This window comes from Janthinobacterium sp. SUN118 (genome assembly GCF_030397695.1).
GTDB lineage: Bacteria > Pseudomonadota > Gammaproteobacteria > Burkholderiales > Burkholderiaceae_D > Janthinobacterium.
The window spans coordinates 73,184-99,584 of sequence record NZ_JAPUBV010000003.1 but is presented as its reverse complement, the minus strand read 5'-3'; the positions used below and the strand labels follow the sequence as shown (position 1 = coordinate 99,584).

The window sequence follows — 26,401 nt, the reverse complement described above, 5'->3', positions numbered from 1 at the left end:
CCCCTCAAGCCACCGGCTTGCCGTCGGCGCCCACCACGGGTTGGCCGTCTTCCTTGGCAAATGCCCCCTGCTGCGGCAGCGGCAGGATGTCCAGCACCTTTTCCGACGGCCGGCACAGGCGCACGCCCAGTTCCGTGACGACGATGGGGCGGTTGATGAGGATCGGATGGGCTTGCATGGCGTCGAGCAGGACCGCATCGGGCAAATCCGCATTGGCCAGGCCCAGTTCCTCGTACAGGGCCCCCTTGTCGCGCATGATGGCGCGCACGGAGAGGCCGGCGCGGGCGATCAGGTCCAGCAGCTCCTCGCGCGACGGCGGGTTCTTGACGTAATCGATGATGACGGGCTCGACGCCCGTATTGCGGATCAGCGCCAGGGTGTTGCGCGAGGTGCCGCACGCCGTATTGTGATAAATCGTGATCGTCATGTCGTGATGTCCTTCTATAAAGTGGTGGTGTCCGGCACGCAGCAGGGCGCGCCCGCGCAGCAGTTTTCCGTCAGGAAAGCCAATAGCCCGTTCATGCCCGCGTAATTGGCCGTGTAGATGATGGAACGCCCTGCCTTGCTCGCCGTCACCAGCTTGGCATGCGCCAATTCCTTCAAGTGAAACGACAGCGATGACGGCGCGATGGCCAGCGCCTCGGCGATTTTCGTGGCGGCCAGGCCTTGCGGCCCCGTCTGCACCAGCAGGCGGAAGACGGCCAGCCGCGATTCCTGCGCCAGCGCGGCCAGCGCCGCGATGGCGGCCGTGCTCGTCAGCGGTGTCGCTTGCGTCGCGACTGTGTTTTCATTTTCCATAATTCAATAATACTCGAATTATGGAATCAATGCCAGCCATGGCGATTTTTACGGCAGATGCTTACGTAACCCAGCGCACCGACCGGCATCGGCAATCGGTCTACATTGATGAAAAAATCAATGTGATCGGCTTACTATGACACGCTCAACCCCGCTCAAAATCCTCGGCTGGAGCCTGGCCACCCTGCTGGCACTGGCGGCCCTGCTCGTGATCGTCGTGCTGACCTTCGACTGGAACCGCGCCCGCCCCTACATCAACCAGAAAGTATCGGACAGCACGGGGCGTGAATTCGTCATCGCCGGCGACTTGCAGGTGCAATGGAAACAGGGCTTGAAGACGGAACCGGGCTGGCGCCGCTACGTGCCACGTCCCGTCATCAGCGCCCAGGACGTGCGCATGAGCAACCCGGACTGGGTCACGGCCGGCCCGCAACTGGCCAGCGCCAAGCGCATCGACGTGGCCATCCATCCGCTGCCGCTGCTGCAGCACAAGGTGGTACTGACGGACCTGGCGCTGGACGCGCCGCAGATCGCCCTGCAGCGGCGTGCCGATGGCAGCAATAGCTGGACCTTCAAGGATAATGGCCCGTCGCAATGGGAGGTGGAAATCCAGCGCATGGCCTTTGGCGACGGCGCCATCCGCTACCTCGACGAAGGCATCGCACTGGACCTGCGCGCCAAGGTCAGTTCGACGGCGCCCGACGCCACGCCGGGTGACGCGCCAGGAAGCGCGCCCGTGGAAAAGTACGGCATCGCCTTCATTCTGGGCGGCAGCTACCGCAAGGCGCCCGTCACGGGCGGCGGCAAGGCGGGCGCCGTGCTGTCATTGACCGATAACAACACTGTCTATCCCGTACAGGCCCAGGCCGTGCTGGGCAAGAACAAGGCCAGCATCGATGGCACGCTGACAGACCCGCGTTCGCTGTCCGGCATCGACTTGCAGCTGAGCCTTGCCGGCGCCAGCATGGCCGATCTCTACCCGCTGACAGGCGTGCTGCTGCCGGAAACCCCGGACTACACCACCAGGGGACGGCTGCTGGGCAAGAAGGAAGGCGATATCTGGAACTGGACCTATCAAAACTTCAAGGGCACGGTGGGCAAGAGCGATCTGGCCGGCACCCTGCAATACCTGCCGCGCCAGCCACGTCCCTTGCTGCGCGGCGAAGTGACGTCGCAGCAACTGCGCCTGGAAGACCTGGGCCCCACCATCGGCGCCGACAGCAACGCGCAGAAACAGGCGCGCGGCAAGGCCCCCGTGCAGCCGGACAGCAAGGCCTTGCCGGTGGAACAGTTCAATACGGCCAAATGGGATGCGCTCGATGCCGACGTGAAATTCACGGGCAAGAAGCTGGTGCGCACGCACGACATTCCCCTGACCGACATCGTCGCCGACATCCACATGAAGGACAAGGTGCTGAGCTTGACGCCGCTCAACTTCGGCATGGCCGGCGGCGACATCACCTCGAATATTTCGCTCGACGGCCGCCAGAAAACCATCGCCGCGCAAGCCAAGGTGGCCGCGCGCCACCTCAAGATACGCGAACTGTTTCCCAAGCTGCAATCGATGCAGGCCAGCTACGGTGAAGTGTATGGCGACGCGGCGCTCACCGGCCACGGCAATTCCATCTCGGCCATGCTGGCCAGCGCGAATGGCGAACTGGCGGCCACCGTCAGCGAAGGCTCCGTCAGCCAGTTCATGCTGGAACTGGCCGGCCTGAACCTGGCCAATGCCGTCTTCGTGAAGATCTTCGGCGACAAGCAGGTGCACCTGAACTGCCTGGCCAGCGATTTCGCCGTCACGAACGGCCTGGCGAACGTGCGCCGTTTCGTGCTCGACACGGATACGGCCGTCGTGAATGTGACGGGCAACGTCAACCTGGCGCAGGAAACCCTGGACCTCGACGTGCGCCCGCGCACCAAGGGCGCCCGCATCATCACCCTGCGCACGCCGCTGTACGCGAAAGGCACGTTCAAGAACCCGGACGTGGGCCCGCAAAAAGGCCCGCTGGCCCTGAAGGCGGGCGCCGCCGTCGCCCTGGCCACCGTCGTCACGCCGCTGGCCGCCCTGTTGCCGTTAGTCAACGTCGACAAGGCGCCCGACACGGACTGCGCCGCCGTCATGGCCCAGGCGAACGCCACGCGAAAAAATCCCACCGCGCCGACGACGAATGCACCGGCGAAAAAGGTCAGCGCAGCGGACATCAGGAAAGCCCAGCAGGAAAAGAAATAGACCTTGACGCAACCGCTTGAAAGCCGCCCCGCCATCTGCTGTAATACGACTATGCGGGGTGTGGCTCAGCCTGGTAGAGCGCTGCGTTCGGGACGCAGAGGCCGGAGGTTCGAATCCTCTCACCCCGACCAGCTACCCCAAGGTAGTAAGTCCACGTTAATTTATCGTTTAGTACGCACCTCCATAAGCGTGCTCATGCGCGACGCCGAGGTCATACAGCCCCAAGGGTTGCATCGCCTTGGCCACCACACGAGCGATTGCGACGCTCCTGTCAGGGGCGGCATCAAGAACATGGTTGGATTTGCTGCCGGATCGCGGGTTGTCGACATATGATCCCTCCAACGAGCATCCGCTGGCAGCGGATCGTTCAAGCCAAAATTTCTAAATCCCTATGGCAGAGCAAGCAAGGGGAGTTCCTGCAAATAGTTGCGCATAAAAAGCCAAGTGACTAGCGCCACGAGCAGGACAACGAAATATATCCTGCGTCGACAAGTGCTGTTTGCTGTTGCGAGATACTGGACGGGCATGGGTGTCCCTCAGTACGCAGGCTTGTCGTGGGACTCTGGCTCGACCGCATCCTGGATACCGGACCAGGGAGGTAACTCTGCCGGAGGCAAGGGGAGTACCAGGTCTAGCCTACTCAGCTTCAGGTCGGGATTGATTTGCAACGCGTCGTAAATAGCGTTGTACCGATCTTTTCTCGACGCATCAGCCTTAATGCCGAGCAGTTTAAAACCAGCCTTGTCTTCGTCATCAGCGTTAGGCCCATGTCCATCCGTAAAAATTAACTCCAGTGCGGCGGCACAGTCCCGACTTCCAAATTTTGTACCATTTTGGTATAAGTCTAGTGCCTCTTTATAACGTTTTTTAACTTCTGCTTGAATACCTAAGTTATAGGCAGCAGCAGCGTGTCCCTGTTGATATGCACATTGCAGCATAATTACCGCATCGTCCTGGCGACCTGCTTCGCTATATGCTTGAGCCAGCGCAATCTGTGCCTCCGGACTACCGAGCTGGGCCGCCCTCAGATAGTATGCCCAAGCCAAATCGACATCGTAGTGTGCCCCTCCATAGCCGTGCTCATGTGCTACGCCGAGGTCATACAGGCCCCAAGGTTGCATCGCCTTGGCCGCCACGCGGGCGATTTCAACCGCTTTATACGCGTCAGGCTTGAGCACCTCATTCGATGCAAGCGGCCCCAGGCCTTCGAGAAAAAAATGGGCCATCAGTGCGCGGGCACCCCAGTCCCCCAAGTCGGCGGCTTTTCTCACATCGGTGAGAATTCGCGTCGCCTCCTCGTGCGTGAGTTGCCACTCTATCTTGCTGCGCCATACCTTGCGAGCCTCGATGTAGAGCTGGTAGGCTACCGGGTCGCGGGTTGCCGGCATATGTTCCTTCCAACGAGCACACGCAGGAAGCGGATCAGACAGACTGAACTTATGGAATCCATAGGGCAGGGTATGCAAATTTTTCTCCTTGATATAGTTATTGAGAGAAAATGCGCCAATAACCAGTCCCGCTAGTAGAGCAAAGGCATATATCCACCGTGTCCGCGCGTTGCTCATGGCTATATGACAGGTGAACCAGGCTTGCGGTCGACATAGAAGGGACTCAACTGACTCTTTAATCTCGTTCCCGATGTTCTTGAAAAAAAATTATTGGAAGCAATTTTTGTCCATTGCTTGAACGTTTCCTGCATATCCCCAAACTGCGCCGGTCCCGCTATCCCGGAGCACTGGCTGAACAAATCACAGCGCAATTGAAACGCCACGTCCTTCGCCTCACTCAACACGTTGAGTTCGCTGTCAAGCGCCATGCTGCGCAGATTCAGGTTGGCCGAGCCGATGGTGAACGCGGCGTCATCGACGACCGCTACCTTGGCATGGATGTAGATTTCCTCGTAATCCTCCGCTCGCAACCTCTCTTCGCCTTGTGCGCACGTCCACAGGGAACCCATGAAGACATTGATTCCCTGCTTTTGAAGCTTAGCCGGAGTAATGGGCTGATCCCCCCTCCCCTGTCGAGCCAGTTCCATGGCATCTTCATGCTCTACCTTCATCGCCTCGCTCCTGCCCACCCGGCTGGCCACGTCGTAAGTCGGATAGTCCATTCCCTTGTCTTCCGGCGTGGAAGTCAGGATGAATACATGAATCGGCTTCATGTAGCCGGCCGAACGCAGGCGACCAACGCACTCGATAAGATGCTCCGCCCAAGGCGTGTACTGAATGTACTGGTTCTGTATGAAGATGTAGCGAAGCATTTGCCGAGTCAGGTTGGCGTAGCATTCCTTGATGCTCTTCTCGGCATGCTGCGGCTCGGTGCGCAGCAGTTGTACATTATGCTGCCCGTTTTGGAGTTTGAACGCGCTCCATGGTATCTTCGCGCGCCGCGCAATGAAGTCTGCATCCATCTTGTTATGAATCCAGTTCCCGATCTGCTTGGCGAACCAGACTGGCGGAACAAGAAGCCACGCTGTGTCCATGAAGAGCGAGGGAGGTCTGGTGGACTTTTCCCAGGCCTGGCAAAAATTATGATTGAGGTCATATAAAATCGGGCCATGCAGGCGGCAAGATACATCCTGATATGGTTTCACCACATGGCTGTTTTTTTCGATGTATGACTGTACGAGGCGCTCTTTGGCCGCCTGCTGTCCTGAGTTCAATCGATATCCCGAGCTGGCCCCGTCATAGCATTCACCCTCTTTCCAGGCAGCATTTTGCAGTTTCACATGCTCCATGTGGTAGATGCGTTCCCGCCTGATGTCGCGGAAGTGGTGCTCTGCCGTATCCCAGAAATCGGTGACCGAATTATGTCCCATCACATAACCTGTCGCATTGACGGGAGTTTCATAGTCAATCAACAGCATTTTCTGGTGATGTGTGGCAAACCTTTTGGTAACCTGTGCCATAAAGCCATTGGAGGCCACTTCTCCCGTCAATGATTGTTCTAGTAGGCTTATTGGAACGCTGCGAACGTGAATGTGGATGTTCGGTACTTCGCCGCTGCCCACCTGCGCATACCATTCAGCGTTATAGGCTTGATGGGATTCACTGAAGTAACCGCTTTTTCCGCATCCGATGTGGGGAAATCGTCCACCGTAGTAACCTGGATTGTTCCTCATGATCACTTGCGTTGCGACGCTGTCATGCCATATCAGTAAACGAACTTTGACCGGATCAGTTTTGCGCGAGGCAATTATTTTCAACAGGTCTCCATAACGCACGCCATCCTCGGCACTTTTGCCACGCACCAGTACCATGCCGGGATCGAATCCCCATGTGATGATGTCGACGCTATGCCTGGCGCGCTGCAAATCCTTGGCTATTTTTCGAAAGACATCTTCTCCGCAAATCAATGGTTCGATAAAACAGCGATAACGCGGTGGATGGATGGGATAGGGAACATGAACAAACCAGGGCTGTGCAAGGCATTGGCGGGGAACATCGTTATCGCGATAGGACAGCGTTTGTTCGTAGAGCCCTAGTTGCTGTTCATGCCACTCATGGTGCACTCCTTGGGAAAGTGATGGCCTCATGCTTCGGATATCGCCAAAATCACGAACGTTCCAAACAAGGACACAGATATATCCAGACTCGTCGATATCTTGTGCGTATCCCCAAAATTTGACCGCCTAATCGGTAATGGCGAACAACTCCATCCGCAGTTCCGTGAAGGTGCCAGGCGCATAAATGGCTATCGCCTGGGCCTTCATCATCGCCTCGTAAAGTTCACTACGATAATCAATCGAGAAGTAATAGGCATTCGGACGAACCGGCACCTCCATCGGCACCTGAGCCATGTGCACCAACTGCAGTCCGGGCAAGGCACTGCGAATCAGCGCCTCGATATCGTGCGGCGATGCAATTTTTAACTGACGCGGTACCTCAGCGACCAGATTGAGTGCAGGCATATTGGCGGTGACGGCAAGATATAAGCCAGCTTTCCGGTCCATCAGCGTGGCATCAATTTTCCCCTGATGGTACGGGCCTTGTTCCTTGTCGAAAGTCAGGGGAATGACGACATATCTCGACGAAACCACCGTATCGAGCAATTCACAAATGATGGCGTTCAGCGCATCGAATCCGGGAGCTGGATTCTCATGGTCATAGATGGGCAAATCTGCTACCGAATATTTTCGGGAAAACGCCATCAAACCGCCTGCGATTACCATCAGCTTGTCGAACAGACGCTCTGGATGGCAGTGTCCCGATCTGGTGCAATGGGCAAGGGATGCGTTCGCGGCGCTCACAGTGCTGAGCATCCAGAATGAGGAAACGTCACCACTGTGAGCCTCAATGGCGTTTCCACGCGGTTGCCGTTGCAAACGGTAGAGTGCCTCGGCTTTGGCGGTCAACTTGACGAGCAAGCTTCGCAGCATTTCCCGCATCACGGGATCAACGTCGGCCGACAGACTCGGCGCCATGAAGGTCGGGTCGATTTCAAAGGTGCTGTCCTCTTTGCGGCGCACCTTCACTACCGGGATACAGTCGTAGGCGTCGCGCATCTCGAGATGCGCCAGCAAACGCAGTTTTTTTCTCATGTAAGAAACGTTGGAGCTGAGCGCATCGGTGTAGAGGTCCAGCGTTTGTGCGTCGAATGACGAGTAACGGGTATCTGCGTGCCGCGCCTCGCTACTGGCCAAATTGCCGCCATGTGCATTGATGACCGGCAGAGCCGCGTAAAAAACAAAGCTTTGCTCATCTGCGGGCAGCTTGCTCAAATCTATCGCCAAGGGTAATTCGTCGGACAGCGGTGCCTGGTAGATTTCCCCATCCTTGAAAATCAGGGTCAATGCCTGCGCATACAGCATGTTGTTGGTCACGCCTTCAATGCTCCACCGTGCAAGCTGAACGCCCCAGGCATAGGGATTGATGGCCGAGGCGATATGCCGCAACCGGGTTTCGTGATACAAGTCCAACTGCTGAAAATGCTGTGCATCAAGCGTAAGGCCTTCGGCCCACAAAACTTTTGATGAGATGCTCATGCTCTCTCCCTTGGGATACATTGCTCGCCAATAGAGTTTGACGCTGCATTGAGGAAACTCATTGAGTTTTCGCAAAAAAAGGTGCCAGGTCCGAGCATTACCACGATGGCAGCGCACAAAGCCCGCCACTGTCGCCAGCATTGCGCAACCGCAATATATTCGCCATCACTTGATTGATACTTAATCATCTGCACACGGCTTTGGTCCGTGGCGCTCAATAACAGCCTGATGAGGGAGCGTGATGGAGGATTTGTTGCCGTACTTCGAGCGTGAGCTGATGTATCTGCGCCGCCTCGGCCGCGAATTTCACGAGCGCTATCCGAGGGTGGGTAGCGCCCTGCAGCTCAGCGACGATACCTGCCCTGACCCGCATATCGAACAACTGATACAGTCCGTCGCGCTGCTTTCCGCACGGGTGGCGAAACGGCTGGACGACAGCTATCCGGAGTTGACCGAGGCGCTGCTCGAGGCGCTGTTTCCGCACTACCTCAGACCATTTCCCTCCTGCGCGATAGTGTGCGCCACTTACCCTTCCATCAAGTCGGCGGGCGAAGCACCGGTACTGGCCATTCCGCGCGGTACCGAGATGGACTCTGGCGCCGTTGACGGCGTACGCTGCAGTTTCAAGACCGCCTATCCCATTGCGCTCTCGCCGGTGACGCTGGCCGCCGCCCGCTTCGACGCAGTGATACGCGCCCCGTCCAGCCTCGCCCTGCCTGCATCTGCCAGCGCTGCACTGAGCATCGTCCTCGAGGGCGCCGTGCCGGCCAAGCTCCCCTTCTTGCGCATCTTCATCGATGGCGAGCCCTCGTTTTGCGCGGCCCTGCGCGACGCACTCTTCACGCACGCCGTGTGCGCCTATGTTGAAGCCGAGCCGGGGCACTGGACGCCGTTGGCGGCCGTGCCACTTGCGCCGGTCGGTTTCGCCGAGGACGAGGCGCTCATCCCGTTCGACGCCCGCTCGCACGTGGCATACCGGGTGCTCAGCGAGTACTTTGTTTTTCCGGAAAAGTTCAATTTCTTCGACATCGACCTGGCGGCATTGCGGCCCCTGCTGCCACAGGAGTGTCGCCGCTTTACGCTCCATGTAGCCTTGGCCGGACTACGGCCAGATTCCGCCCGCACCCGTATGCTGGCCAGCTTGTCGGAGACGAATTTGCTGCTCGGTTGCAGTCCGGTGGTCAACCTGTTCCAGCGTCCGGGACAACCGATATCCGTGACACAGTTGACCGCCGATTATGCGGTGATGGCGGACGCCGCACACGCGAAATCGTTTGAAGTGTACTCGATAGACTCGGTCAAGATGGTGCGCCGGCGCGGGCAGAAGGAAGTGGTGACGGAATTCCGGCCGTTTTATTCGCTGCGCCACGGCGAGGAGGCGACCGCAAAGAATGGGCATTACTGGATGCTGCGCCACGATGCCGAATTGGCTGCCCTCAGCCCCGGCCATGAAAAGCGCATCACCCTGATTGACGGCGACTTCAATCCCATGGAGGTCGAAAAGACGAGCCTGTCAATTGCGCTAAGCTGCACCAACAGTGACTTGCCCAACTCGCTGAAATACGGCCAGGCCGGCGGCGACCTGACGCCCCTGCGCGATGCCGACAGCTACTCGGTTCGCCTTCTGCGCCGGCCGACCCGCACCTGCCGCTTTCCCAAAGGAAGCCAGCAATGGCGTTTGATTTCCCATCTGACAGTAAACCACCATGCACTGTCGCAGGGCGGACTGCCAGCCTTGCGTGAAATTCTGGCCCTGTACGACCTGCCACAGTCGCCGATTTCACGGCGTCAGATAGAGGGCATCACCGACCTGAAACAGGTGGCGGCGGTGACGTGGATGCGACACAAGCATGGCGCCGCGCTGGTGCACGGAACCGAAATACGCATGACAGTCGACGAAGAAGCTTTTGTGGGTAGCGGCTTGCTGCTGTTCGTGGAAGTCATCGACCAGTTCCTGGGCCTGTATGTGCAGGTTAACAGCTTCATCGAATTGGTCATTCTATCCAAACAATCAGATAAGGAACTGATCCGATGCAAGCCAAGAAGCGGCTACCTGAAGTTAGCGTAATCCAGCATCTGATGGATCAACCCCAGCAGTTCCAGTTTGTCCAGGCCATGCGCATCCTGGTACGCTGGCTGCGTCAGACCGGCCTGTGTTGCGATGACGAGCAGGCGCTGTCTCATGTGCTGCGTTTTCAGAACAGCCTGTCGCTGAGTTTTCCTGCCAGCCCAATCGAGGCACTGAGGACAGAACCGGCAAGGTACGAGACCGATATCGAGCTGCTGCAGGCCATGCGGAAGGTGCCGGGCGCGAAGATACTTCTGACGCCCGCGTTCCTGGGGCTCTTTGGTCTGAACGCTGGCATGCCTTTACATCGCACGGAGCGAATGGTCGCCGCGCAACGCTGGAAAGGGGATGATAGCGCCCGTGCGTTTATCGACTTGTTGTCCCAGCGCATGATGGCTATGTTTTTTCAAGCCTGGGGCAAGTATCGTCTGGAGCACCAGTTCGACATGGGTGGAAAAGATGGCCAGTTGCCGCTGTTGACAGCCCTGGCGGGTATCCACCATGGCGCGCTACCTGACGGCACTGACGATGCAGCTTACGAGATGGCGGGGTTCCATGCCGTCTTGCTGCGCACCAGGCCAGTGGCGGCAAGCTCGGTCTCACGCGTGTTGACGCATCACTTCGGGGTACCTGTCGAGCTTGAACCTTTCGTCGAAGCCTGGGACCTCATCCCGAAAAACAAACGCAGCAAGCTCGGTGCCGGAGTTGCCAAGCTGGGATACGGCGCAGTGCTGGGCGGGCGGTTACGCAGGAGGGACCTGCGCGTCAGGCTGAACATCGGCCCACTCGACAAGGCCGACGCCGAGCGTTTTCTCCCACGCGGCAGCGCCGCCGTAGCGCTGGCGCAAAGGGTCAAAATGTTCGCATTGCCAAATTTGCAGTTCGAGGTACGGATTTTATTCAAACCGCCGTGCCTGCAGCGCCTCATCCTGACGAGCGAACCCGGTGCGGGGCGACGCCTGAATTGGGACGCCTTTCTGCTGCGACAAGATGGCAACGTTTCCAGAAACACCGCCGGCTATTTGCTACGTTTCAAGGAGGCTGCATGATACGCAACACGATGGACGATGGCATCGCGGCGCTGTCCGTATTCGGCGCCCAATCGCAGGCCAATCGACTGATGCGGATGGACTTCCCGCAGAAGGATGGGCCTGCAAACACCGTCATGCTGATCAACAAGATGTGGATGCGGGAAGAGTTGTCGCGCGATTTCCGTATTCAGGCCGAAGTCTTGTCGGACGACACGGGTATCTCCCTCAAAAGCATGATGGGAAGGATGGTCACCATTTCACTGGTGCGCGAAAACGGCAGCCTGCGCTATCTGAACGGTTATGTCGGGGCTTTCCGCTTTATGCGCACCGATGGCGGCTTTGCCTACTACGAGATGGTGCTGTCGCCCTGGCTGGCCTTCGCCAGGCTGCGCAAGGACAACGTCTCCTTTCACCACCGCAGCATCATCGAATTGACTGAAGCCACTCTCGGGCACTATCGCCAGCGTGACTGGAAGACCAGACTGGGTCCCGGCTACGACGACAGGAAACTCAGCTGCGCCAACCAGCATAACGAGACGGACTACAACCATCTGCACCGCCGCTGGGAAGATGCCGGGCTGTATTACCACTACGAACATCGGGTCGACGGCCACACGCTGATTCTCAGCGATAACTCCACCCTGGCCGAACCCATAGACGACGCCCATGTCGCCGATGCAGCTGACCTGATGCAGTTCCGCGCCCAGGCAGGGGCCGAAGAGGCCGACGGGATTGACGACTGGCAAGCGGTGCGTGAACTCGGCTCCGGAAAACTGACACTGGCAAGTTTCAACTACAAGAGCCCTCGTGCGCAACGGGTCAATGGGAGTTCCCTAAACGAGCAAGGTGACGTGGACGTCTATGAGCTCTACGAAAACACCGGTTCCTACGGCTATCCGAATCTGCGTGACGGCGAGGCCCTGGCGCAGCGCCGCATGGAAGAGCATGACCAGCGCACCCAGTATTTCGAAGCGGGCGGCAACGACCGCGCCGCGCAACCCGGCCGCACGTTCAAGTTGAAAGGCCACTTCAGTGCGCAAGTCAGGGCGCCCGCACCAGGCAAGGACAGGCAAGCAGACATCGGTGCGCGCGACTATCTCATCGTATCTGTCGAACATACCGCGAGCAATAATTATCCCGCCGGTCCGGATGGCAAGTCGGAGTACATCAACACGCTCGCCTGCATATGCCGCGACATACGCTGGCGGCCGGGGCGTCAGCATAACAGCGTGCCGTGTCACCATCCCGGCGTGCAGACGGCCATCGTCGTCGGCCCCCCCGGCGAGGATATTTATACCGATGAACTGGCCCGTATCAAACTGCAATTTCACTGGGACCGGCTGGGTACATTTGACCAGGCCAGCTCGCCCTGGATACGCGTCATGATGCCCATGGCCGGCCAGTATTTCGGCCAGATGTGCCTGCCACGCATCGGTCAGGAGGTGGTCGTGCATTTCCTCGATGGAAATATGGACCACCCCATCGTCGTCGGCGTCGTTTACAACCGCGACAACATGCCACCCTGGCATTTGCCCGCCCAGCGGGCGCTGGCTGGCATGCGCAGCCGCGAATTGAAAAGCGGCGGCGACGGCAACAGCAACCATCTTGTAATGGACGACACCAAGGGCTGTCTTCAGGCCCAGCTCAAGAGCGACCACGAGCACAGCCAGCTGTCGCTGGGCAGTATTACCCGCATTGAAACGTCCGACGGCCGCATGGATGCGCGCGGCGAAGGCTGGGAGCTGGCGACCAATGCCTGGGGCGTGGCGCGCGCAAACCGGGGCATGCTGATCACTACCGAAGCGCGGCCCAACGGCGCCTCGCACATCAAGGACATGGGTGAAACACAATTGCGCTTGAGCACCGCCCATGCCCAGCAGGAAGTGCTGGCCAAGCTGGCACAGCAATCAGGGGCACAGGACGGCGAGGATCAGGCCAGGACGGTGGCCGCCATCAAGGCGCAGAACGACAGCATCAAGGGCGGCGCAGGCGCCAAAGGGAGCTTTCCCCAACTGGCCGCACCACATCTGGTGCTGGCCAGTCCCGCTGGCATCGAAAGCACTACCCGGGGCAGCACCCATCTGGCCAGCGATCAGCATACGGCCATCACCACCGGGCAGGACCTTTCCATCGCCAGCGGCGGCAGCCTGTTCGCCAGCGTGCGGCAAGCGCTGCGTTTGTTCGTCCAGAAGGCGGGCATGCGGCTGATCGCGGCAGCCGGCGATATCGATGTGCGGGCGTTGACAGACAGCGTCAACATCCTTGCCAAGCTCAACATCACGCACACGGCCAACCGCATCACCATCAGCGCCAAGGAAGAGGTAGTGATCAACGGCGGCGGCAGCTATGCCAAATTCAGCGCCGGCGGCATCGAACAAGGCACCAACGGCACCTTTGTCGCGCATGCAGCCAAGCACAGCCTGCCTGGACCGAAAAACCTGCAGATGGCTCAGGTGCAACCGCCGCAGGCCAAGCTTGCGGGAGCTGGTACGTTTCATTTGAACAGCCATCCGGCGGCAGGCGGCGCCCTCAATTCTCGCTTGCCCTACAAACTCTATAAGGATGGCGCGCTGACGGAACACGGGGTCTTTGACGACGATGGCAACATGACTTTCCAGCATGAGCTGGAAAAGCAGTCCACCTACGAGTTGGAGCTCCCCAACGGCAACCGCTATACCATCGCGCCGAACCCACATGACGAGAAACAGGAAATAAGCGCTGGCATCGGCTACCACGGGTACGCCAATTCGGGCGGGGCTGCCAACGAGGGCTACGCGACGCTGGAACAAAGTCGTGTGCTGTCAAATCCGGCATTGGACGACGGCGGAGATTCATCCGAAGCATGACGCCATCGCATACTTTTTAAAGGAATGCACCATGAGTGCCATGAACAGCAACGTCGACCTCTACAAGCAAACGCTATCCTATCGCGACAACGACGCGCCCTACCAATGTCTCGCACAGCCTTGGTTTGTTCATGTTCCATATCCCGTCCATCCGCCGCGTTATCGCTGTTTTATTGAACCATTAATTTGCGGAGAAACGGTCTTTAGAAAAATAGCGAAGGATTTGGAAAGCGCCAAGCATAGCGTCGACATCATCACATGGGGATTCGACCCTGGCATGGTGCTCGTGCGTGGGAAGAGCGCCGAGGATGGGATACGTTATGGAGATTTGCTGAAGAAGATTGCCTCGCACAAACACAATCCGGTCAAAGTTCGTTTGCTGGTATGGCACGACAGCGCCGTGACGCAAAAGGTAATGAAAAACAATCCTGGCTACTACGGAAGGCGATTTCCAAATATCGGATGCGCCCAGGGCGGTTACTTTAGCGAATCGCACCAAGCCTATAACACCGAATGGTATGCGCAGGTTTGCGACGACGCGATACCGAATATTCATTTTCATGTGCGCAAAGTTCCCGTCAATTTATTAAATAATTCATTGTCGGGAGAGCTGGCGCCCACTGGTTTTATGGCGCAGGTAACCCAAACGTTTGCCACGCACCACCAGAAAATGCTGTTGATTGACTATGAAAATCCGGTCAATGCGATAGGTTACGTGATGGGACATAATTCCGTCACCGACTTCTGGGACACGTCAGAGCACCACTTCCGCGACATCAGGCGCGAGCGTATCTACCACATGGAGCATGTGGCGCTACAGAAGGCGGCATGGAAAGAAGGCGAGTGTTATGACAGTGCCGGTCCAGGATACCAATTGAGCTCGCTGCAGCAGGCGGCCAAGGAGCGGCTTGTCCAATCATACATCGACAAAAATAGCCATGTGGTGAAACCGTATCAGGATGTGTCCTGTCGCTTGCATGGTCCGATTCTCTACGACCTCAATCATAATTTCTGCCAAGCGTGGGAAAAGTCAACCAGGCCTACCTCTCTCTTCATGGACACGGCTTGGTTCTTTAATCCGCCAATCAAGCGTATCGTTAGGAAAGCTCGAGACTGGCTTCATGATGAGATGGATCCGGAGTTCGTCGCGCGGCGCGCGAAAATACCATTGAGCGCATTCAAACTACAAAATGGCTTACACAATGTACAACTGCTGCGCACCGAGCCGCAGCATACAGAGAAGACCATTAAGGAATGCTACGCCAACCTGACCCGGCAGACTCTTCGCTATATCTTCATACAAAACCAGTACCTTCAGTACACGCCCTGGGCGGAGCATCTTATCGAATGCGTGGGCCGCCTGCGTTCGGCCGGCTACCTGAAGCCGATATATGTATTCATCCTGACCTCCACCCCGGAAAATGATGGCATGGACGTGCCGACCTACGATGTAGTCAGCAAGGTGGGCAGGAGCGAGACAATGAAGGTGGAGCACGAAGAGGCTTTGAAGCTGGCGCGGGAGAAAAAGACCAAACCGCCGATTACCGCAGAAGAACTGGCCGAGCGTGGCATCTACGTTTTTATGGGGTCGCTTTGGACTTGCGCCAGAGACAAAGACAGGCTGCAAGCGACGGACTATGAAGAAATCTACATCCACGCCAAGGTGACGATTGTGGATGACGCCGCGTTCACGATAGGCTCTGCCAACCTGAATCTCCGCAGTATGGCTCTAGATAGCGAGCTTAACGTGTTGAGTGAGGCGAAAGAGGTAGCGTTTCAATTGCGCTGTGATTTGTTCAGCCAGTGCTCTGGGTTGGCGGGGCCGGCGCAGTTTGGGGATATGGCGGTTGCGTTTGCGCAATGGCAAGAGAAAGCATCCAGCAATTTTGGATTCAAATCATCGGGAGTCAAAATATCAGACCAGTTGCTTCCCTTCTATGTCGACCGCAAACCTGGCTCACCTGTCATATAACCATGAGCAACGCTCGGACCCGTTGGATATATGCCTCTGCTCTACTAGTGGGGCTGGCTACTGGCTCATTTCTTCTCAATAACTATATCAAGGAGCAAGCTTTGCATGCCCTGCCCTATGGATTCAAAAAGTTCAGCTTGTCTGACCCGCCACCCGCATGTGGCCACTGGAAGGAACACATGCCTGCAAACCGCGATCCGGTAGCCTACCAGCTCTATATTGAGGCCCGCAAGGTGTGGCGTAGCAAGATGGCGTGGCAATTAACACGAGAGGAGACCTCACGCATACTTACCGACGTAAAAAAAGCAGCCGAATTGGGCGACTGGGGAGCACGCGCGCTGATGGCACATTTTTATCTGCGAGGACTCGGTGTTCTCGAATCCAATCATGTTCTTGATGCTACCCCCGATAAGAGTGTCGAAATCGCCCGCCTGGCAGCCAAGGTAATGCAACCTTGGGGACTATACGACCTCGGTGTCGCTCACGAGCATGGTTATGGAGGGGCACCATACGATGTCGATTTAGCTTGGACATATTACCTTAGAGCTGCACAGCTTGGTAGCCCGGAAGCTCAGATGGCTTTGGCTGACGCCTATGCTGGAGAAGGTAGGTTAAATGATGAAGAAATCATGTTGCAATGTGCCTTCCAACAAGGCCATGGTCCCGCAGCCTATCGGTTAGGTCTCAAAGCTAGAATCCAAAAAGAGTAACTATCGGCCTTTAAGATTTATCAGCAGGGAGTGAAGTTTGGAAGTCAAGAATGCGCATCATCTCTGTGGCTGTTATTCGATGGTGATGGTAGCTGGCCCAGTTCCAGTGAGGAGGAGAAGATTAATCTCAAGTTGCTTGGGATCGCTCCGGACCCAGAACGAGGCAGCCGATACAGGGCCATTTTCGAAGCATTGAAAATCAATCCTGACATGAAACTAAACAGGCTCGACCAAGTGCTTCCGTTACCTCCTGCGAAATTGCCACCCTGGTCTGGTGTAGAGGACGCGGTCGAGCCAGAGTCCTCCGACAAACCCACGTATTGAACTAACCTGAATGTCCGCCACATCTCATGCAGTTGCAAACGGCCCTCGTCGACGATGGCTATATTGCCTAGTCCTGCTGGCGTCGCTCGTCACTGCGGCTTTTTTCCTCTCAAGCTACTTGCAGGAGAGAGCCTTGCATACCTTACCGTATGGATTTACCAAATTTAGCTTATCCGCCCCGCTGCCCACATGCGCCCGCTGGAAGGACCACATGCCGGCAAGCCGCGACCCGGCAGCATACCGGCTCTATATCGAGGCTCGCAAGCTCTGGCGCAGCAAGATAGCGTGGCAATTCACGCGAGAGGAGGCCACGCGCGTACTCACCGATGTGAAAAAGGCCGCCGAGTTGGGCGACTGGGGAGCGCGTGCACTGATGGCGCATTTTTATCTGCACGGACTCGGTGTTCTCGAATCCAATCATGTTCTTGATGCAAACCCTGAGAAAAGTGTCGAAATCGCCCGTATGGCTGCCAAGGAAATGCAACCGTGGGGGCTGTATGACCTCGGTGTCGCTCACGAGCATGGCTATGGCGGCGCGCACTACGATGCCGATTTGGCTTGGGCATACTACCTGAGGGCGGCCCAGCTCGGCAGCCCGGAGGCACAGATGGCGTTGGCTAGGGCATATGGTGAGGCGGGGCGTCCTAAGGATGAGGCAACTATGCTGCAATGTGCATATCAACAGGAGCACGGTCCGGCTGCCTATTCGCTGGCTCTAGATGCCGGAGTAAATAAGCGATATCAAGAGTCGATACGTATATATCAGGAAGGCGTGAAATTTGGGAGCATAGAGTGTGCGCGAGACCTCGAGGTTATGTTCCACCATGGCTATTGGGGAAAAGACTCTGACGAGGAAAAAGACCTTTTACGGACTTTGGGTATTGGAGTCGACCCGGAACGTAAAAGGCGCTACAGCGCCATCTACGACGCATTGGGAATCAATCCCGACCTGAAACTGAGCCGGCTCGACCAAGTGCTTCCGTTGCCTCCTGCGAAATTGCCGCCCTGGTCCGGTGTGGAGGACGCAGTCGAGCCAGTGTCCTACGACAAACCCACGTACTGAGCCAACCAGGAGAAGCCCATGACCCTGAAAATCATCACCGTCGGCGACGCCACCGACCATGGCGGGAAAGTCATCAGTGGCTCACCCACGCACGATATCGGTGGCAAGGCAATTGCGCGGCTGGGCGACGACGTCATGTGTCCACAACGCTATCCCGGTGGCGCACCGCATGGCGTCAATAAAATTGTGACCGCCCACGAGACCCTGACCGCAGGAGGGATTCCGGTGGCCGTACATGGCTGCAAGACGGCGTGCGGATGCTCGCTCATCGGCAGGGTCAACGCGACAGTGGGATAGCTGGCCATTGCCATCTTTACCCACCAGCGCATCTGCCTGCGCCGGGCAATCCTTGACCTGCGTGTTGGCGCCTTGTTGAAAAGCATGATATTAATTGAGCAATTAATTAAATACCTACTTTGCGCAAGGATCCGCTCGACATGTCTTTCCTGATAGTCCTGGCCGCTCTGGCCTTCCTCATGCTGGCCGCCTACCGCGGCTACAGCGTGATCCTGTTTGCGCCCGTCGCCGCGCTCGGCGCCGTGCTGCTGACCGATCCGTCGGCCGTGCCGGCCGTCTTCAGCGGCATCTTCATGGAAAAGATGGTGGGCTTCATCAAGCTGTACTTCCCCGTGTTCCTGCTGGGTGCCGTGTTCGGCAAGCTGATCGAACTGTCCGGCTTTTCCCAGTCCATCGTCGTGGCGGCCATCCGCTATATCGGCAGTTCGCGCGCGAATGCCGTCATCGTCGCCGTGTGCGCCGCGCTGACTTATGGCGGCGTGTCGCTGTTCGTCGTGGTGTTCGCCGTCTATCCGTTCGCGGCCGAGCTGTATCGCCAAAGCAATATTCCCAAGCGCCTGATGCCGGGCGCCATCGCTCTCGGCGCGTTCTCGTTTACCATGGACACCCTGCCGGGCACGCCGCAAATCCAGAACATCATCCCCACCACCTTCTTCAATACCACGGGCTGGGCCGCGCCGTGGCTGGGCACGATAGGCTCGGTGCTGACGGTGGCCATGGGACTCGCCTTCCTCGAATGGCGGCGGCGTTCCGTCATGGCGACGGGCGAAGGCTATGGCGTCGAGGCGGAACAGGCCAAGGCCGGCTCGGGCGACCTGCCCCATCCCCTGCTGTCGGTGGCACCCTTGGTACTGGTGGGTGTGGCCAACTTTGCGCTGACCAAGCTGATTCCCCACTGGTATGGCGACAGCTACGTGCTCGGCGCCGAAGCGCTGCCGGGCTTGCACGCGCCCGTGACGACGGCAATCGCTTCCGTCACCGGCATCTGGGCCGTGGAAGGCGCCTTGCTGCTGGGTATCTTGCTCGTCTGCGTGACGGCCTTCGGACGCATCCGCGCCGCCTTTGCCGAAGGCACCAAGGCGGCCGTGGGCGGCGCGCTGCTGGCGGCCATGAATACGGCGTCCGAATATGGCTTTGGCGGCGTCATCGCGGCACTGCCCGGTTTCCTTGCCGTCAGCAACACCTTGCGCAGCGTGCCCGATCCGCTCGTCAACGCGGCCGTCTCCGTGACGACCCTGGCCGGCATCACCGGCTCCGCGTCGGGCGGCATGAGCATCGCATTGGCCGCCATGTCGGACAGTTTCATCCAGGCGGCGCAGCAAGCCCACATCCCGCTCGAAGTGCTGCACCGCGTGGTGGCGATGGCCAGCGGCGGCATGGACACCTTGCCGCACAACGGCGCCGTGATTACCCTGCTGGCCGTCACGGGCCTCACGCACCGCCAATCCTACCGCGACATTTTCGGCATCACCGTCATCAAGACGGTGGCCGTGTTCCTCGTCATCGCCGTGTACTACCTGACGGGACTGGTGTAAGGGCTGGGGCCAGCTACGGCCGCGAAGACGAGGCCGGCTTGGCCACGGCCTGCGGCGACTTGAACAGGTGGCTGATGCCCATGGTCAGCAGCGGGCCAGCCAGCGCCAGGTAGGAGCTGTCGACGCCGTACGGATTGCCCGCCAGGAACCAGCCGATGGTGGCCACCACCGAGACGATCACGCCGACAAAGGCGCCGCGCGGCGTGCCGAACTTCGGCGCATAGAAAGCCATCAGCACCAGCACGGCCAGGGTGGCGCGCAGGGCCTTGCCGAGGAAGGCGATCATCAGCAGTTTTTCCGCATACAGGGCCAGCACCAGCGGCAGCAGGCCGGCCACGACGATGGCGATGCGCAGGAACAGCATCGATTTCGCGTCATTTTTCGCCTTGTTGTACCACGGGTCATAAAAATCCTTCATGGCCAGCGTGGCCGATGCCAGCGTGGTGGCGGAAATGCCGCCGAACAGCGCGCCGGCCAGGCCGACGATCATGATGCTGGCGGAAAAGGCCGGCATGTGGGCGATCAGGGTCGGGAAGGCGTCGATCGACTTCATGCCCGGATACAGCACGGCGCTGCACATGCCGATCAGCGCGGCCATCAGGCCGAACGGGATCATCAGCGACGACACGTAATAGCAGGCGCGCTTGGCCACGGCCGGGTTGTCCGTGCTGACCAGGGCCTGGATCACGTATTGCGTGGCAAAGATGGAACCGATGCCGCCTATCATCCAGGCGATGATCTGGCCCCAGCCGATCTCGACCCAGTTGAACATCTTGGCCGGCAGCTGCGCCTGCAGCGCGCCGATGCCGCCCGTCGCTTCCAGCGCATACGCGAGCGCCAGGATCACGCCCAGGTATTTGACGATGGAATGGGCGAAATTGGTGTACACGACCGAACGCATGCCGCCCAGGCTGACATAGATCACGGTGATGGCGCCCACCAGCAGGATGGCCACGGTTTTATTGATATGCAACACGGCGGCCAGCACGGCGCCGCCGCTCGCGTACAGGGCGACGGCCACGATGCCCAGCGCGACGATGGTGAGGATGGAGGCCGCATAACGCACGGGCTCGCCGTAGGTCTGCGCCAGGATGCCGGAAATCGTCGATTGCCCGCTCTCCTTGTATTTCCGGACCAGCACGATCGCCAGCAGCAGGAAGCCCAGCGACAGCGCCACCAGGTTCCAGGCGGCGGAAATGCCCAGTTCATAACCCTTTTGCGCCGTGCCGATGCTGACGGAACTGCCGATGAATTCCGACAGCAGCAATGCGCCGATCAGGAAGGCCGGATAATTGCGGCCGCCGGCCGTCATGCCTTCGCTGTTGTTGGCATGCTTGCGCACGCTATAAGTAATGTACGACATGAGGGCGAAATAACTCACCGTGACTGCCGCGATGATGATCAATCTGTTTTCCATCCGTCTACTCCAAGTCTGCTTTTCTTATTATTATTTTTCAAGAAAGCCTCCCCTGCCGCATACCGGAGCTGCCGGCGGCGGTGCTCAGGGGCAAAGCAAATTCTTGCCGTACCGATATGGTACGGCAAGCCTTACAACAAGAATGCGCGCAGCTGGGCCGTGAACAGGTCCGCCGCCTCGACGTTTGATATATGCGAGGCGGGCAGGCTTGCCAGGCGGGCGCCGGCGACCTGCTGCTGCAGCCAGCGCCCGTCATCGACGGTGGTCACGGGATCGTGCTCGCCGGCGATGATCAGGGTCGGCACGCCGAGCGTGGCGACGGCTGCGCGCAGGTCGGCCCGGGCCAGCGCTTCGCAGCACGCCGCATAGCCGCCGGCATCCTGCCCGCGCAGGGTGGCCACCATGCGCGCCACCGTATCCGTTTCGCGCCCGATGAACGGCGGCGTGAACCAGCGCGCGGCGGCGCCATCGGCCACGGCGCCCATGCCATCGCGCCGCACTTGCTGCGCCCGCGCCAGCCAAGCGTCGGCCGTGCCGATGCGCGCCGCCGTATTCGCCAGGACCAGTTTATGCAGGCGCTGCGGATGGTGGATGCCCAGCCACTGGCCCGTCAGGCCGCCCATCGAGATGCCGCAGAACGCGGCGCGCGCGATCTCCAGGTGGTCGAGCAGCGCCACCACGTCCAGGCCCAGCTTGTCGATACCGAACGGCGCGCCGCCGCCGGCGGACTGGCCATGGCCGCGCGCGTCATAGCGCACGACGAAAAACCGGGAAGCCAGCGCCGCCGCCTGGGCATCCCACATGGACAGGTCCGTGCCGAGCGAGTTCGACAGGACCAGGCAGGGATTGCCGCGCTGTCCATCGGTGCGGTAATGCAGGCGCGTAGCATCCGCGCTGAGCGTATTCACGACAGTGTGCGTCATAGAATGTTTCCTTTGATCATGCCAGGGTGCGCATCAGGAATCGTCGCCGCGAACCGAGGAAGGATGGCGGCATAGCGGCATCACCTCGATCTGCATATAGGGAAACAGTGGAAGCGAGGTCAGCAAGTTGTGCAGCTCATCCACGCTGTCCACGTCGAAGACGCTGATGTTGGCGTACTGGCCGGCGATGCGCCACAGGTGGCGCCACTTGCCCTCGTGCTGCAGGCGCTGCGCCAGTTCCTTTTCCGTCTGCTTCAGCAGCGCCGCCTGTTCGGCCGGCATGCTCACGGGCAGGTTCACGTTCATGCGTACATGGAATAACATGGTTTCTCCTTTATTGACGCTGCATGGCGCGCAGCCTGTCCATATCGATATCGACGCCCAGGCCCGGCCCCGTCGGCACTTGCAGCATGAAGTCGCGGTACACGAGCGGTTCGCACAAGACTTCCTGCGTCAGCAGCAGAGGGCCAAACAGTTCCGTGCCCCAGGCCAGTTCTGCAAACGTGGCGCAGACGTGGGCCGTGGCGGCCGTGCCGATGCCGCCTTCGAGCATGGTGCCGCCGTACAGGCCGACGCCAGCCAGGCGCGCCACGGTGGCCACTTCCAGTGCGGGCAGCAGGCCGCCGGACTGGGTGATCTTGACGGCATACACGTCGGCGGCGTCGGCCTGGGCCAGCGCCAGCGCATCGGCGGGGCCGTGCAAGGCTTCGTCGGCCATGATGGCCACGTCGAAGCGCTGCGTCAGGCGCGCCAGCGCGGCGCGGTTGCCGGCCTTGACGGGCTGCTCGATCAGGTCGATGCCGCCCGCTTCCAGCGCGGCGATGCCGCGCACGGCGTCCGTCTCGCTCCACGCCTGGTTGACGTCGACCCGCACGCTGGCGCGCTCGCCGAGTGCCCGCTTGATCTCCAGCACATGGGCCACGTCATCCATCACGTCGCGCAAGCCGATCTTCAGCTTGAAGATGCGGTGACGGCGCAGGTCGAGCATTTTTTCCGCTTCGGCGATGTCGCGCACGGTGTCGCCGCTGGCCAGCACCCAGGCCACGGGCAGCGCATCGCGCACGCGGCCGCCCAGCAATTCCGACAGCGGCACGTTCAGGCGGCGCGCCTGCGCATCCAGCAGGGCCGTCTCGATCGCGCACTTGGCGAAGCGGTTGCCCTGGATCACCTTGCGTACGCGGGCCATGGCCTTGGCCACCTCGCTCGCTTCCATGCCGACCAGCAGCGGCGCGATATAGGTATCGATATTCGTCTTGATGCTTTCCGGGCTTTCGCCGCCGTAGCTCAAGCCGCCTATGGTGGTGGCCTCGCCCCAGCCGACGATGCCATCGGCGCAGCGCAGCCGCACCAGCACCAGCGTTTGCGTATGCATGGTAGCGACGGAGAGCCGGTGCGGACGAATGGTCGGCACATCGACCAGGTAGGTCTCGATATTTTGAATCATATTTATTCCGTATAATCCTGAGCAGTGACGACACGATATTCCCCCATTGTCGCCACGTCCAACACCAAGTTGGTATCGAACCTATACCTGAAAGGTATGAAGATGGAATTACGGCACTTGCGCTACTTCGTCGCGGTAGCAGAGGAGAGGAACTTCACGCGGGCCGCCGAGCGCCTGCATATGGCCCAGCCGCCTCTGAGCCGGCAAATGCAGCAGCTGGAGGAAACCCTGGGCGTGGCGCTGATCGAGAAAGGTTCGCGGCCCTTGCGGCTGACGGAAGCGGGCGAGTTTTTCCTCGCCCACGCGCGGCCCCTGCTCGACCAGGTGCGCGACCTGAAGGCCATGACGCAGCGCATCGGCAAGCTCGATCGCACCCTGTCGATCGGCTTCGTGGCCTCGACCCTGTATGGGGAATTGCCCGACATCGTGCACCGCTATTGCGAGCGCCATCCCGAGGTGGACGTGACCCTGCACGAAATGACGACGGTGGAACAGTTGAAGGCGCTGAAGGAAGGGCGCATCGACGTCGGTTTCGGGCGCCTGAAAAGCGAGGATCCCAGCATCCGCCGCATCCTGCTGCGCGAAGAGCGGCTGGTGGTGGCCCTGCCGCCCGGCCACCGGCTGGTCCAGGGCGAAGGGGGATTGCGGTTGACCGAGCTGATACACGACACCCTGCTCGTCTATCCGAAGGCGCCGCGGCCCAGCTTTGCCGACCAGGTGCTGGCCATGTTCAGCGAAGGCAATGTCACGCCCGGCCCCGTCACCGAAGTGCGCGAGCTGCAAATATCGATGGGACTGGTGGCGGCCGGCCAGGGGATTTCCATCGTGCCCGAAAGCGTGCAGGCCATGCATCACCGCAACGTCGTCTACCGCAAGCTCGACGACACGCACGCGTTTTCCCCCATCTTCTTCAGCGTGCGCCACATGGACCGCTCGCCCGAGCTGGAAAACATCCTCGCCGCCGTGTATTCGATCTACGATGAACACGGCATCGCGCACGCCAAGGAAAGCCTGTAGCGCCGAAACAGCCTACAGCGGGGCGTCGACCAGCAAGGCGGGGCGCAGCGCGCGGATGCGCAGCTCCGTGAAATAGCCGCCCGCCTCGTTGTAGCGCAGATAGTGGCGGCCGCAATTCAGGCAGCGCACCACCTGGCTCAGGTTGGCGGGATAGTAGCGTGGCGCGATGGGCGCGTCCTCGCTGTCGTAGCGCGTGCCGTGCGGGTGGTACTCGGCAAATGTCGGCTCCTCATAGGCGTCTTCGCGCAGGGTGCCGATTTCTTCAAACCGCTCCAGTTCCAGCGACGTGGGCAGGCGCTGCCAGGCGGCCAGCGGCACGGTGCAGCAGCTGCACGGCTGCGTGATGGTGGCCGACGCGGCGGCCAGGGCGGACAAGGCGGGAAAATCGATGAATAACATGGGTAGGCCAATGCAAAGGGGCAGCCCCTGGCAACGAGCCGGGCCGCGCCCTTCCATTCTAGCGCCAATCCGCCCTTCAGTGCCCCATGAAGTCATTCCACTTCGGCAGCAGCACGATGCTGTTCGGATTGAGTCCCTTGTCCTTCAGGGTATCGACCTTGCCCACCACGGCTTCCTTCTTCAGGTCGATGACGGTGATCGAGCCATCGCTCATGCCCGGCAGATTGAGCAGCGCATTTTGCACGAAGGCGTAGCGGCCGTCCCTGGTGAACGCCACGTGGTGCGCGCCCTCGGCGGCGGGAATCGATTTCAGCAGCCGCGGCGTGGCAACGCCGCCCGTCAGATCGAAGATATGCAGGTGGCCCGGCTTGGCGGTGGTCAGATACAGCCGCGTGGCGCCCTTGTTGAAATACAGCTCCAGCGGCACGCCCGCCTTTTGTTCGGCAAAGTCATGCACCTGGGCCGTCTCGAAATCCTTCGTCTGCGCATTCCACGTGGCCGTCCACACGGTACCGCCATACATGTTGGCGATGTAGGCGACGGGCGGATTGCTGCCCGGGACGAACAGGATTTCCACCGGCGCCTCGCCCGATGGCGACGGCTTCTTCGACAGCTTGTGCGTGCCCAGCACCTTGCCCGTGCTCGTTTCCACCACGCTGATCACCTCACCGGCGTCGCCCAGGTCCGTGGGGCGGATTGTGCTCGTCAACAGGGCCCGGTCGATGCCGTCGTGGATGGCCAGGCCATGCGGATACGGCGCCGGCAATTTGACGGTGCGCACGGGCTTGTCGTGCACGGCGTCGCCCTCCAGCATGGCCTGCGAGCCCATGCAGCTTAAATACCAGCGCTTGCGGTCATCCGAAAAAACGATGTCCTCGCCCACCTGGCAAGTCGGCACCTCGATCACCTTGATCGGCAAGTCCTTGTGGCGCATGTCCATCACGCGCAGCTGCGTCTTGCCCAGCGCCGTGATGTAGGCCTTGCTCATGTCGTGGTTGTAGAAAATGTGGTGCGCCACCAGGTCCGACGGCAGGGGAATGTCGCGTACGATCTTGCCGAAGTTTTTCGACTCGGGATCAACGTCGATGATGGCGATGCCCTCCTTGCGCGAGGGCGGCGCCACCGGGCTTTTCAGCGCCCTCAGGGACTCGGGCGACTTGCTTTCGTAATTGACCATGGCCAGGATTTCGGCCGATGCGGGCAGCGCGGCCAGGGCCGCCACTGCCAGTGCAAACATCCGTTTTTTATTCGTCATCGTCTCCCCTGCCTTTTTCCAAGTGTCGTCGGATCCGCCGACAGGCGATGCTTGCCGCCGGTCCGCGCCGATCATTCTACGGCGGCAC

Annotated in this window: 22 protein-coding genes and 1 tRNA gene; 12 read left to right on the top strand and 11 right to left on the bottom strand. The window is 59.6% G+C overall.

What is annotated here, in order from left to right; all coding sequences use genetic code 11:
- Positions 1-4: 4 nt before the first annotated feature.
- Both arsC and O0880_RS19575 read right to left on the bottom strand, forming a co-directional pair.
- On the bottom strand, positions 5-427 hold the full coding sequence (arsC, locus tag O0880_RS19580) for an arsenate reductase (glutaredoxin) (protein WP_071325176.1): 423 nt from the start codon (positions 425-427) through the stop codon (positions 5-7).
- Between the two features lie 14 nt (positions 428-441).
- Complete coding sequence (locus tag O0880_RS19575; RefSeq protein WP_198043796.1) at positions 442-798, bottom strand: helix-turn-helix transcriptional regulator; 357 nt, start codon at positions 796-798, stop codon at positions 442-444.
- Positions 799-934: 136 nt separating this feature from the next.
- Here O0880_RS19575 and O0880_RS19570 point away from each other — a divergent pair, with 136 nt between their 5' ends.
- Both O0880_RS19570 and O0880_RS19565 read left to right on the top strand, forming a co-directional pair.
- Positions 935-3,028, top strand: a complete 2,094-nt coding sequence (locus O0880_RS19570; RefSeq protein WP_289888259.1) for an AsmA family protein — start codon at positions 935-937, stop codon at positions 3,026-3,028.
- Positions 3,029-3,082: 54 nt separating this feature from the next.
- Positions 3,083-3,159: transfer RNA gene (locus O0880_RS19565), tRNA-Pro, on the top strand.
- A gap of 405 nt (positions 3,160-3,564) precedes the next feature.
- On the opposite strand, the gene O0880_RS19560 is transcribed toward O0880_RS19565, so the two are convergent.
- From O0880_RS19560 to tssK, 3 genes are all read right to left on the bottom strand, one after another.
- A complete protein-coding gene (locus O0880_RS19560; RefSeq protein ID WP_289888258.1) occupies positions 3,565-4,593 on the bottom strand; it encodes a tetratricopeptide repeat protein in 1,029 nt (342 codons plus the stop codon).
- A gap of 2 nt (positions 4,594-4,595) precedes the next feature.
- Positions 4,596-6,563 carry a phospholipase D-like domain-containing protein gene (locus O0880_RS19555; RefSeq protein WP_289888257.1) on the bottom strand — a complete coding sequence of 656 codons (1,968 nt, stop codon included), beginning with the start codon at positions 6,561-6,563 and terminating at the stop codon, positions 4,596-4,598.
- Positions 6,564-6,659: 96 nt separating this feature from the next.
- A complete protein-coding gene (tssK, locus tag O0880_RS19550) occupies positions 6,660-8,012 on the bottom strand; it encodes a type VI secretion system baseplate subunit TssK (RefSeq protein ID WP_289888255.1) in 1,353 nt (450 codons plus the stop codon).
- Positions 8,013-8,253: 241 nt separating this feature from the next.
- Here tssK and tssF point away from each other — a divergent pair, with 241 nt between their 5' ends.
- The 9 genes from tssF (at position 8,254) to O0880_RS19505 (ending at position 19,858) form a co-directional block, all read left to right on the top strand.
- Positions 8,254-10,080 (top strand): type VI secretion system baseplate subunit TssF, encoded by a 1,827-nt coding sequence (gene tssF, locus O0880_RS19545; protein WP_289888253.1) that lies wholly within the window; start codon positions 8,254-8,256, stop codon positions 10,078-10,080.
- The gene (gene tssG / locus O0880_RS19540) at positions 10,044-11,129 is read left to right on the top strand and encodes a type VI secretion system baseplate subunit TssG (protein WP_289888252.1); all 1,086 of its coding nucleotides are present in this window, start codon (positions 10,044-10,046) and stop codon (positions 11,127-11,129) included. Before tssF ends, tssG begins: the two co-directional genes overlap by 37 nt.
- Complete coding sequence (tssI, locus tag O0880_RS19535; protein WP_289888251.1) at positions 11,126-13,957, top strand: type VI secretion system Vgr family protein; 2,832 nt, start codon at positions 11,126-11,128, stop codon at positions 13,955-13,957. Before tssG ends, tssI begins: the two co-directional genes overlap by 4 nt.
- A gap of 31 nt (positions 13,958-13,988) precedes the next feature.
- Positions 13,989-15,929, top strand: coding sequence for a phospholipase D-like domain-containing protein (locus tag O0880_RS19530; protein ID WP_289888249.1), 1,941 nt, complete (start codon positions 13,989-13,991; stop codon positions 15,927-15,929).
- Between the two features lie 101 nt (positions 15,930-16,030).
- On the top strand, positions 16,031-16,639 hold the full coding sequence (locus tag O0880_RS19525; protein ID WP_289888247.1) for a hypothetical protein: 609 nt from the start codon (positions 16,031-16,033) through the stop codon (positions 16,637-16,639).
- A gap of 30 nt (positions 16,640-16,669) precedes the next feature.
- Complete coding sequence (locus O0880_RS19520; RefSeq protein ID WP_289888246.1) at positions 16,670-16,963, top strand: DUF6396 domain-containing protein; 294 nt, start codon at positions 16,670-16,672, stop codon at positions 16,961-16,963.
- Positions 16,964-17,096: 133 nt separating this feature from the next.
- On the top strand, positions 17,097-18,026 hold the full coding sequence (locus tag O0880_RS19515) for a tetratricopeptide repeat protein (RefSeq protein ID WP_289888244.1): 930 nt from the start codon (positions 17,097-17,099) through the stop codon (positions 18,024-18,026).
- An 18-nt stretch (positions 18,027-18,044) separates the two neighbouring features.
- Positions 18,045-18,323: a PAAR domain-containing protein gene (locus O0880_RS19510; protein ID WP_152256561.1), complete on the top strand. Its 279-nt coding sequence runs from the start codon at positions 18,045-18,047 to the stop codon at positions 18,321-18,323.
- Positions 18,324-18,463: 140 nt separating this feature from the next.
- Positions 18,464-19,858, top strand: a complete 1,395-nt coding sequence (locus O0880_RS19505) for a GntP family permease (RefSeq protein WP_071326683.1) — start codon at positions 18,464-18,466, stop codon at positions 19,856-19,858.
- Positions 19,859-19,871: 13 nt separating this feature from the next.
- Here the strand turns inward: O0880_RS19505 and O0880_RS19500 are convergent, their stop codons facing one another.
- The 4 genes from O0880_RS19500 to O0880_RS19485 all read right to left on the bottom strand — a co-directional run bounded on the left by O0880_RS19500 (position 19,872) and on the right by O0880_RS19485 (position 23,642).
- The gene (locus tag O0880_RS19500; RefSeq protein ID WP_289888241.1) at positions 19,872-21,275 is read right to left on the bottom strand and encodes a sodium:solute symporter family protein; all 1,404 of its coding nucleotides are present in this window, start codon (positions 21,273-21,275) and stop codon (positions 19,872-19,874) included.
- Between the two features lie 131 nt (positions 21,276-21,406).
- A complete protein-coding gene (gene pcaD / locus O0880_RS19495; protein WP_289888239.1) occupies positions 21,407-22,198 on the bottom strand; it encodes a 3-oxoadipate enol-lactonase in 792 nt (263 codons plus the stop codon).
- A 33-nt stretch (positions 22,199-22,231) separates the two neighbouring features.
- On the bottom strand, positions 22,232-22,522 hold the full coding sequence (catC, locus tag O0880_RS19490) for a muconolactone Delta-isomerase (protein WP_071325184.1): 291 nt from the start codon (positions 22,520-22,522) through the stop codon (positions 22,232-22,234).
- A 10-nt stretch (positions 22,523-22,532) separates the two neighbouring features.
- Positions 22,533-23,642 carry a muconate/chloromuconate family cycloisomerase gene (locus O0880_RS19485; RefSeq protein ID WP_289888237.1) on the bottom strand — a complete coding sequence of 370 codons (1,110 nt, stop codon included), beginning with the start codon at positions 23,640-23,642 and terminating at the stop codon, positions 22,533-22,535.
- A 102-nt stretch (positions 23,643-23,744) separates the two neighbouring features.
- On the opposite strand from O0880_RS19485, the gene O0880_RS19480 reads away from it, so the two are divergent.
- Positions 23,745-24,659 carry a LysR family transcriptional regulator gene (locus O0880_RS19480; RefSeq protein WP_289888236.1) on the top strand — a complete coding sequence of 305 codons (915 nt, stop codon included), beginning with the start codon at positions 23,745-23,747 and terminating at the stop codon, positions 24,657-24,659.
- Positions 24,660-24,671: 12 nt separating this feature from the next.
- On the opposite strand, the gene O0880_RS19475 is transcribed toward O0880_RS19480, so the two are convergent.
- Both O0880_RS19475 and O0880_RS19470 read right to left on the bottom strand, forming a co-directional pair.
- The gene (locus O0880_RS19475; RefSeq protein ID WP_289888233.1) at positions 24,672-25,058 is read right to left on the bottom strand and encodes a hypothetical protein; all 387 of its coding nucleotides are present in this window, start codon (positions 25,056-25,058) and stop codon (positions 24,672-24,674) included.
- A gap of 76 nt (positions 25,059-25,134) precedes the next feature.
- On the bottom strand, positions 25,135-26,295 hold the full coding sequence (locus O0880_RS19470) for a hypothetical protein (protein ID WP_289888232.1): 1,161 nt from the start codon (positions 26,293-26,295) through the stop codon (positions 25,135-25,137).
- Between the last annotated feature and the right edge of the window lie 106 nt (positions 26,296-26,401).

What these genes read in the sequence shown, in the direction of transcription:
- arsC (WP_071325176.1), bottom strand. Translation starts at nt 427, where the DNA reads ATGACGATCACGATTTATCACAATACGGCGTGCGGCACCTCGCGCAAC.
- O0880_RS19575 (WP_198043796.1), bottom strand. Translation starts at nt 798, where the DNA reads ATGGAAAATGAAAACACAGTCGCGACGCAAGCGACACCGCTGACGAGC.
- O0880_RS19570 (WP_289888259.1), top strand. Translation starts at nt 935, where the DNA reads ATGACACGCTCAACCCCGCTCAAAATCCTCGGCTGGAGCCTGGCCACC.
- O0880_RS19560 (WP_289888258.1), bottom strand. Translation starts at nt 4,593, where the DNA reads ATGAGCAACGCGCGGACACGGTGGATATATGCCTTTGCTCTACTAGCG.
- O0880_RS19555 (WP_289888257.1), bottom strand. Translation starts at nt 6,563, where the DNA reads ATGAGGCCATCACTTTCCCAAGGAGTGCACCATGAGTGGCATGAACAG.
- tssK (WP_289888255.1), bottom strand. Translation starts at nt 8,012, where the DNA reads ATGAGCATCTCATCAAAAGTTTTGTGGGCCGAAGGCCTTACGCTTGAT.
- tssF (WP_289888253.1), top strand. Translation starts at nt 8,254, where the DNA reads ATGGAGGATTTGTTGCCGTACTTCGAGCGTGAGCTGATGTATCTGCGC.
- tssG (WP_289888252.1), top strand. Translation starts at nt 10,044, where the DNA reads ATGCAAGCCAAGAAGCGGCTACCTGAAGTTAGCGTAATCCAGCATCTG.
- tssI (WP_289888251.1), top strand. Translation starts at nt 11,126, where the DNA reads ATGATACGCAACACGATGGACGATGGCATCGCGGCGCTGTCCGTATTC.
- O0880_RS19530 (WP_289888249.1), top strand. Translation starts at nt 13,989, where the DNA reads ATGAGTGCCATGAACAGCAACGTCGACCTCTACAAGCAAACGCTATCC.
- O0880_RS19510 (WP_152256561.1), top strand. Translation starts at nt 18,045, where the DNA reads ATGACCCTGAAAATCATCACCGTCGGCGACGCCACCGACCATGGCGGG.
- O0880_RS19505 (WP_071326683.1), top strand. Translation starts at nt 18,464, where the DNA reads ATGTCTTTCCTGATAGTCCTGGCCGCTCTGGCCTTCCTCATGCTGGCC.
- O0880_RS19500 (WP_289888241.1), bottom strand. Translation starts at nt 21,275, where the DNA reads ATGGAAAACAGATTGATCATCATCGCGGCAGTCACGGTGAGTTATTTC.
- pcaD (WP_289888239.1), bottom strand. Translation starts at nt 22,198, where the DNA reads ATGACGCACACTGTCGTGAATACGCTCAGCGCGGATGCTACGCGCCTG.
- catC (WP_071325184.1), bottom strand. Translation starts at nt 22,522, where the DNA reads ATGTTATTCCATGTACGCATGAACGTGAACCTGCCCGTGAGCATGCCG.
- O0880_RS19485 (WP_289888237.1), bottom strand. Translation starts at nt 23,642, where the DNA reads ATGATTCAAAATATCGAGACCTACCTGGTCGATGTGCCGACCATTCGT.
- O0880_RS19480 (WP_289888236.1), top strand. Translation starts at nt 23,745, where the DNA reads ATGGAATTACGGCACTTGCGCTACTTCGTCGCGGTAGCAGAGGAGAGG.
- O0880_RS19475 (WP_289888233.1), bottom strand. Translation starts at nt 25,058, where the DNA reads ATGTTATTCATCGATTTTCCCGCCTTGTCCGCCCTGGCCGCCGCGTCG.
- O0880_RS19470 (WP_289888232.1), bottom strand. Translation starts at nt 26,295, where the DNA reads ATGTTTGCACTGGCAGTGGCGGCCCTGGCCGCGCTGCCCGCATCGGCC.